The organism is Ruminococcus sp. N15.MGS-57 (genome assembly GCF_000980385.1).
Lineage (GTDB): Bacteria > Bacillota > Clostridia > Oscillospirales > Ruminococcaceae > Hominimerdicola > Hominimerdicola aceti.
In genome coordinates this window covers 33,950-42,094 of record NZ_LARF01000020.1, presented here as the reverse complement: position 1 = coordinate 42,094, position 8,145 = coordinate 33,950, and the positions used below count along the sequence as shown (strand labels likewise).

Sequence of the window (8,145 nt, the reverse complement as noted above, 5' to 3'; positions counted from 1 at the left end):
AGGGACTCCACACTTCCGTCCCAGCGTTTCAGCCAGAAATATATATATGAACGTGATTTATTGTATTTTCTGCTCGCTCGGCTCACTCCATATTTCTTTGCGTAATTCATTAAGGATTGACGAAACTTCATATCTTGTGTTATACTATTCATGAGAGATAGGCTTCCTTTCTGATTTGAATTTGGTGTGGTAACTTTATTTTATCAGATTTTTGTCTATCTCTCTTTTCTTTTTTCTTAATTTTGTCCAATATCTATTGTAGCACTACAGAAGTTGAAATAGTCATTTGCTTATAGCTCTTGACTTTTTATTAGCATTGTGATATAATGAAAATGACAAAAGGGTACTGAATAAGCCTATTGGCTAAGCGGTTTCTCCCAAAGATTTAGTGAAAAGAAACACCGTTACTTTGGTAGAGTAGGGCGGTGTTTCTTTTCGTAAGGGTTTGCCAAAGAAAAGTCTATTCGCTCCTGCTGGGATGGAAATCCCTTGCATGGTCTGTTTTTTAGAGTAGTGTGCGGAGGATTTGACGAGTACATTGCATTTATTTCATCATACTTAAAACAAAGCCCCTCGGTGATAAGCCGAGGGGTTTTGTTTATGCTTTAAAATATTCAAGGACAGCGTCCAAACTGTCCATTTCCTTGTACACCATTGACAATATCTCATCTGTCGGTGCAATAAGATCTGGCACCATTATTGGTATCATCTTCGCATTGTAAGCCGCCTTTATGCCATTGTAAGAGTCCTCTACAGCAACAGTTTTCTCAGGCCTTACTCCCAGCTTCTCACAGGCAAGTAAATATATCTCAGGCTGTGGCTTTGAATGTTTTATCATATCTCCGCCAATAATCACATGGAAATAATCAAGCAGACCTGCTCCCTTTAGATTTTTGATAACCCCTTTGTAAGACGTTGATGAAGCAAGTCCTACCTTTATATCACGCTCTTTAAGATAAGAAAGCAACTCCCTTACTCCGCTTTTCAGAGGCAAACCACACTCAGCGATAATATCTGCACAAATGACTTTTGCTTCATCATAAAGTTCGGGTATTGACACTTTGTCACCATATGCGGCTTCTAGGATAGCCATTGTATCAACAGTGCTTCTGCCAATGCACTTCATAGCATTTTCGTGAACGTTGGTCAGACCATATTTCTTTCCAAGGCGCTCCCAGCTTTCAAGACCTATTACTTCGCTGTCGAAAATAACGCCGTCCATATCGAATATGATCCCGTCAAGTTCTGATAATTTCAAACCCACCACGCACCTCACTTGAAATACATATACAGATTACATTTTATCATGCCGTTGTAAAGCTTGCGCTTTTTGTCAGCCTTTTTGCCAAAAAACATCTCAAACTCCTCGTGTGGGGAGATTATATAGCATGGGTTCTCCTTTGACGGGCAAAGTCTTTGTCCCATTTTCTTATAAAGCTCCTCGGCTTCCTTTATTTCAAGCATACGCTCGCCATATGGGGGATTGACAATTGTTATCGAACCCTCTATCTGGCTGTATTTTGAGATATCCTGCTGTTTTACTGTAAGCTTTGAGCCAACTCCTGCCTTTTTAGCGTTGTTTCTTGTAAGCTCTACCGCTATATCATCAACATCAAAGCCAAACGCCTTGAATGCACCCTGCCTGTCGATAGCGTCCATAGCCTCGGCTCTTGCATTGCGCCACGCTGTTTCAGGTATCTGTGACCACTGCTCTGCCGCAAAATTTCTTCTCAGACCAGGTGCAACTTTCAGTGCCTTGTATGCCGACTCAATAAGAAATGTACCTGAACCACACATAGGATCCACCACAACTGAGTCCGCACGAACTCTTGCAAGGTCAACTATACCTGCGGCAAGTGTTTCCTTGATAGGTGCGTCGTTGGAATTTCTTCTGTAGCCACGCTTGTGAAGTCCTACACCTGATGTATCAAGATAGATAGTCGCAATGTCCTTATGGATAGCAAACTGTATCTGATGTTTCGCCGCAGTTTCCTCAAAATAGCTTATGCCATAGGCTTTTTCAAGTCTTTTAACGCAGGCTTTTTTGATTATCTTCTGACAATCAGGGATAGAATGAAGCTTTGAATTAAGGGCATGACCCTTAACAGGGAAAGCGTCCTCCCTGCCGATAAAGTTCTCCAGTGGAAGATTCATAACACCGTCAAAAAGCTGTTCAAAGCTTTCTGCTCTAAAGCTGCCAAGCTCGATAAGTACACGCTCTCCTGTGGCGATCCAAAGATTTGCCTTTGCAAGCACGTCAAAGCCACCTTCAAAGCTTATCTTGCCGTCAGTTGTAGTAAGATTTTCACCGCCTATCTTTTTTATCTCATATGCAAGCACGCTTTCAAGCCCGAAATGGCATGGAACGCACATTCGCAGTTTATTTTCCATAATGATTTCCTTTCAAAAAAGCCTCCATAGAGTTATGGAGGCTTTAATTTTAATGATTTCCGCTACAATACTCAGGCTCGTTGGATTTCTTGTAATATCCAGTTGCCGTGCTATAGCATGAATTTGACGCAAGCTTACCTGTCTTTGTGCAGTAGGTGAGCTTTTCAACTGTATCAGGCATTTTGAAAGTCTTGTCAAATGACTTATGCTTCTCACTCTCAGCGATATCACCAAAAACGTTCTTCCAAATCGCACCGATATTCTGATACTCGTTCGTAGGGATAGTGGCAGGGTTTTCATAACCTATCCAGATACCTGAAACGTAGTCAGGAGTACAGCCTACAAAAGAGAGGTCAAACCAGTCAGATGAAGTACCTGTCTTACCGACAAGGTCAGTATTGTTTAGCTTAGCATATCTACCAGTACCGTCCTGCTGAGTTATAACATTCTGCATCATTCTGTTCATAACGTAAGCGGTAGACTCGCTGATAGCCTGCTTGTATCCGTCGCTCTTTTCATAGATAGCGTTTCCGTCAGCGTCCTCTACCTTTGAAACGTAGGTAACGTCATACTTCTTACCGCCATTGCCGAATATCATATAAGCGCCTACAAGCTCCTCAAGCTTAGTACCATTTGTAAGACCGCCGACAGTTACTGGTGAATAGTCAGCGTCGGAGTCTGCAAGCGTAGTGATGTCAAGCTTTTCCTTAAGGAAGTTATAGGAATAAGCAGGTGTCATTTTTTTGATAAGCTGTGCAGGAAGAGTGTTCAGCGACCTTGTGAGCATTTCTACAGTTGTAAGCTGCTGATAAGACCAGTTTGCACTGTCGCCTGTTTCAGAATAGTTTACAGGCCACTTTTTGTCCTTGCCCTTTACCTTAATAGTGATAGGCTCATCAGTGAACAGCGTTGACCATGTCATAAGGTCCTGATCCAGCGCTGGAGCGTATGACGCAATAGGCTTGATACAAGAACCTGGTGAACGTTTGGCATCAGTAGCAATATTATAAACTCTCGACTCCTTTTTCTTATCACGTCCGCCAACGATAGCCTTAACATTGCCCTGGTAGTCCATAGCGATAAAGCCTGACCACAGAGTATCGTCCTTTTTGTTCATTTCATAGGTGGTGAAATTGCTTTGCTTCTGCATTTCCTTTTCCACCTTCTTCTGCATACTTCTGTCAACAGTGGTGTATGCAGTAAATCCGCCGTCATAAAGTCTTGCGGAAGCGTCCTCCCATGAAATGCCATAATAGTCAGCGATTATCTGTATAGTCTGATTGATAGCAGCGTCCATGAAATAAGATGTCGGACCCTGATCCTTTGTTTCGTCCTCATAGATAGATGAGCTTGTATAGGTGATGTCGCCTGTTATTTTAAGCTCATAGTTGAGGGCTTCGTTATATTCCTGCTCAGAAATTGCACCGTTATCGAGCATATGATCCAGCGTATACTTCTGTCTGAGCTTGTTGTTTTTCATATTATCATATGGGTTGTTTGCAGCAGGCCAGCTTGTCATACCCGCAAGTGAAGCTGCCTCAGCAAGGTTAAGATCCTTTACGTCCTTGCCAAAATAGAAGTTTGCAGCAGCCTGAACTCCGATGATATCATACTCCTGAGTTGTCAGTGGCACAAGGTTAAGATAGCTTTGGAGGATATCTTCCTTTGTGTAGGTCTTTTCCACGTTGATAGAACGGAAGATCTCTCGTATCTTACGCTCGATACCATGGATAGAATCTCTGGAGTCATCACCCGTGATGTTCTTGATAGTCTGCTGAGTGATAGTCGAACCACCTATCTGTCTGCCGCCGTATATCGGTATGAATACATTGACAAATGAAGCGAACGTTCTCTTGAAGTCAACGCCGTCATGAGAATAAAATCTCTCGTCCTCGGTGTACACAAAAGCATCCTGAACATACTGAGGAATATCCTCAAGATCAGCCCATACAACGTGCTTATTGCTGTTTTTCAGAGCATAATAAAGGTCATACTCCTGTGAATCCTCATCATCTTCATCATAGTCAGGGTTAACAGACAAAAATCTCGAAATGTTGCTTGTTTCCGTCTTGTCAAGGCTGATAGTTGTTGTGGTATCTGCAAAGTTAAGGACGTAAATAGTCAGAACTGTTGCAAATATAGAACAGGTGATAATGAGTATCAGGAATATCGACAGCAAAGCTGTGCCTAATATTTTGAGAACTCTGACAGCAGGATTAGTGGATCTTTTCTTTTTGCGTTTTTTCACTGCCGTGTTTTTTATTTCATCCATAAATTTAACCTTTCGTCTTTATTTGATCTGATATTATTATACCACATACGAATCAAAAAGTTAAGTCTTTTCGGTAAATCTTTAGTTTTTTCTAAGGATTTTTTGACAGAACAAAGCTGCCGTTATTTCATTGAAAATAAAAAACGAGGGCGATCACTCGCCCCCATGAATTTTATTGCTTATTCAGCGTCCTCAGAAGCCTCGTCATCAGCAGGAAGCAAAGCTCTCATAGACAGGCTGATCCTCTTCTTGTCGAGATCAATCTCTGTGATCTGGCAATCAACTACCTGACCTACAGAAAGGATATCTGCAACATTGTTTACTCTCTGGTTAGCGATCTGAGAGATATGGATAAGGCCGTCGATGCCGTCAATGATCTGTGCAAAAGCACCAAAGCTTGTGATAGAAACAACAGTAGCCTTAACTACCTGACCTACCTCATAGTTAGCCTTGAAGATCTCCCATGGATTCTCAGAAGCCTTCTTATATGTCAATGAAACCTTCTTTGTTTCGCTGTCGATATCCTTGATAGTAACAGTGATCTTATCGCCAACAGAAACAACGTCTGAAGGGTGCTTGATCCTGTTCCAAGAAAGATCCATTCTTCTGATAAGGCCGTCAACACCACCGAGATCTACGAATACGCCGTAATCTGTGATAGACTTAACTGTACCCTCTACCTCAGAACCGATCTGAGCTGTCTCAAAGAACTTAGCCTGAGCTGCTGCTCTTTCCTCTCTTGCTACTGCACGGATAGAACCAACTGCTCTCTGCTTAGCCTCGTTTACCTCAAGGATCTTGAAGCTTACTGACTGCTTGAGCAGATCGTTAAGATCGAAATCTCTTCTTGGAGCTGCCTGTGAAGCAGGGATAAATACCTTAACACCGTTAGCTGATACGAGTACACCGCCCTTAACAACGTTTGTAACTGTACCTGTAAGTGTAGCGTCAGCCTCCTTAGCCTCAACTATCTTCTGGAAACCAAGAACTGCGTCAACCTTCTTCTTAGAAAGTGTAACGATACCCTCCTGGTCATTTGTCTTAAGAACGATCAGATCGATCTTGTCGCCTACCTTTACGATATCCTCTGGCTTCTTAGTAGGATCATCTGTAAGTTCAGATGCAGGAATATAGCCTGTGTGCTTTGTTCCGATATCTACGGCTACTTCACCGTTATTGATATCGGTGACAACGCCCTCAACCTTCATTCCCGTATGTATTTTTTTCAGAGTCTTTTCCAGTTCCTCCTCAAAATTAAATTCTTCGTCAACATTGTTCAACATTTCACTCATGGTCTGTTGTACCTCCTTGATTATATAAGCCGGCGTCGATGCACCAGCAGAAATCCCGATAAATTTTGCACCTGATAAGTCAATATCACATGCCCTCAGTCCTTCGGCGTCCTCCACAAGCCAACATTTGCAATATTCATCGCATATGGCTTTAAGCTTGTGAGTATTGGAGCTGTGCAGCCCTCCGACTATTATCATTATGTCGGCAGCCTTCGCAAGCTCCGCCGCCTCCTTCTGTCTTTCAGAAGTGGCACTGCATATGGTGTTATACACCACAGCCTCAGGCAGATACCTCTCAAAAAGCTCTTCGCACTTTCTCCACATATTCTTATTATACGTTGTCTGAGCCAGAATTGCAACCTTTTTTGACGAAAAATCTTTCTCTTTCACCAAATTTTCAAAATCGTCACATGAACTGAACACATAACTCTCTCCGCTGCAATGACCTCTTATACCCATTATTTCCGGGTGAGCCTCATCACCTGCGATAAGAATAACGTATCCCTCGCCCGATTTTTCGGCTGCTATCTTGTGTATCCTTGCCACAAAGGGACAGGTAGCGTCAATTACTTCCGCACCTACCTTTGCAAGCTTTTCATACACGTCCAGTCCAACTCCGTGGGATCTGATAACAACTGTCTGGTCTTTCGTGACCTTATCCACATCGGTGGAGTAAACTCCTTTTGCTTCAAGGTCAGAAACTACGTTTGGATTGTGAATGATTGGGCCTAACGTTACAACATTATTTCGGTTATCTAATTCATTATACACTATTTTTACGGCTCTGTCTACACCAAAACAGAAACCTGCGGTCTTTGCAACGCAAATTTTACACTTTGTTAACATTTAATGTACCAACTCCGTGATATTTTTCATGATCTCGTTCTTGATAGTCCTAAGAGAATGAGGGTCGGTGGCTGTAACGCCTATCTCGCCAGGCACTATAGGCTTTCCAAATCTTACAACTACACGCTTTCTGAATTTGAGCTTGCCCTCGAAATTGATACCAACAGGGACCACAGGCACCTGAGCCACAGCCGCCACCAATGCAACACCTGTTTTGCCCTTTCCTACCTTGCCGTCCTTTGAACGTGTTCCCTCAGGGAAGATGACAAGGTTTCTGCCCTTTTCAAGCTTCTCTATAGATGTATCTATGACCTGAGTGTCGCCCTTTCCTCTTGTGACAGGGAATGCTCCGAACGCTTTTATAAGCAGAGTGAAGAACACATTCTGATGAAAAAGCTCTTCCTTAGCCATATAAGAAAGCGGCACTCTTGTTGGCAGTGCGATAAAAACAGGGTCTTGATAGCTTCTGTGATTTGAAGCGAATATATTCCCGCCGTCCTTTGGGATATTTTCCGTACCCTCGAAAGTGATGTTAAAATACAGATGATAAAGTCCGATAACGATATATCTCAGCACTGTGTACCAAAACATATGGAAATGACCAAGCCTGTGTTCTTTTTTCACAGGTCTGACAGGCATTATCTCTTTTATCTTACGCTCTTTTTTTTTAGTCTTGTCAGTTATTACCTTGTAGATAGCCTCAACAGACTCTTCAAGAGTCAACTCAGTAGAGTCCACCTCAACAGCGTCATCAGCCTTTTTCAGCGGTGCTATCTCTCTGTGTGTATCGTTATAGTCACGCTGGATTATATCCTGCAATACCTCGTCATATGTAGACTTGTCGCCCTTTTCCTGAAGCTCCTTGAAACGTCTTTCTGCTCTTGCCTCTGGAGCGGCTGTGAGAAATATCTTCACGTCAGCGTTTGGCAAAACCACAGTACCGATATCTCTGCCATCCATGATGATGTTGTTTTCTTTTGCGATATTCTTCTGAAGTTCAAGCAGAAATTCTCTTACCTCAGGTATAGCAGACACCTTTGACGCACCCATGGATATCTCAGGCGTTCTTATTTTGTCTGAAACGTCCTCGTCATTGAGCATTACTCTCTGCCCTGCTTCTGTGTAGCAGAGCTTTATGGATATCTCACCAAGAAGGGGTTTTATCTGCTCAGGGTCAGAAAGGTCTGCACCCTTGCTTATAACATAATAAGCTATAGAGCGGTACATCGCACCTGTGTCTACATATACATATTCAAGCTTTTTCGCTACCGCCTTTGCGATAGTGGACTTTCCTGCTCCGGAAGGTCCGTCGAGAGCCACGTTTATTCCCATATCAAAATCTCC

The 8,145-nt window shown here is 42.7% G+C and carries 5 protein-coding genes; all 5 read right to left on the bottom strand.

Features of this window, described 5'->3' with window-relative positions:
- Window positions 1-598 precede the first annotated feature (598 nt).
- Window positions 599-1,258: an HAD family hydrolase gene (locus tag WS40_RS06045; RefSeq protein WP_325208451.1), complete on the bottom strand. Its 660-nt coding sequence runs from the start codon at window positions 1,256-1,258 to the stop codon at window positions 599-601.
- Window positions 1,259-1,272: 14 nt separating this feature from the next.
- Window positions 1,273-2,391, bottom strand: coding sequence for a THUMP domain-containing class I SAM-dependent RNA methyltransferase (locus tag WS40_RS06040; RefSeq protein WP_046441022.1), 1,119 nt, complete (start codon window positions 2,389-2,391; stop codon window positions 1,273-1,275).
- A gap of 49 nt (window positions 2,392-2,440) precedes the next feature.
- Window positions 2,441-4,663, bottom strand: coding sequence for a transglycosylase domain-containing protein (locus WS40_RS06035; RefSeq protein WP_046441020.1), 2,223 nt, complete (start codon window positions 4,661-4,663; stop codon window positions 2,441-2,443).
- A gap of 179 nt (window positions 4,664-4,842) precedes the next feature.
- Window positions 4,843-6,801, bottom strand: a complete 1,959-nt coding sequence (locus WS40_RS06030) for a bifunctional 4-hydroxy-3-methylbut-2-enyl diphosphate reductase/30S ribosomal protein S1 (RefSeq protein ID WP_022287303.1) — start codon at window positions 6,799-6,801, stop codon at window positions 4,843-4,845.
- Window positions 6,802-8,133: a (d)CMP kinase gene (cmk, locus tag WS40_RS06025; RefSeq protein WP_046441017.1), complete on the bottom strand. Its 1,332-nt coding sequence runs from the start codon at window positions 8,131-8,133 to the stop codon at window positions 6,802-6,804. It abuts the gene before it with no gap.
- Window positions 8,134-8,145: the final 12 nt, after the last annotated feature.

Bases quoted from the DNA above. Each gene is read 5' to 3' on its own strand.
- WS40_RS06040 (WP_046441022.1), bottom strand. From the start codon at position 2,391: ATGGAAAATAAACTGCGAATGTGCGTTCCATGCCATTTCGGGCTTGAA.
- WS40_RS06035 (WP_046441020.1), bottom strand. From the start codon at position 4,663: ATGGATGAAATAAAAAACACGGCAGTGAAAAAACGCAAAAAGAAAAGA.
- WS40_RS06030 (WP_022287303.1), bottom strand. From the start codon at position 6,801: ATGTTAACAAAGTGTAAAATTTGCGTTGCAAAGACCGCAGGTTTCTGT.
- cmk (WP_046441017.1), bottom strand. From the start codon at position 8,133: ATGGGAATAAACGTGGCTCTCGACGGACCTTCCGGAGCAGGAAAGTCC.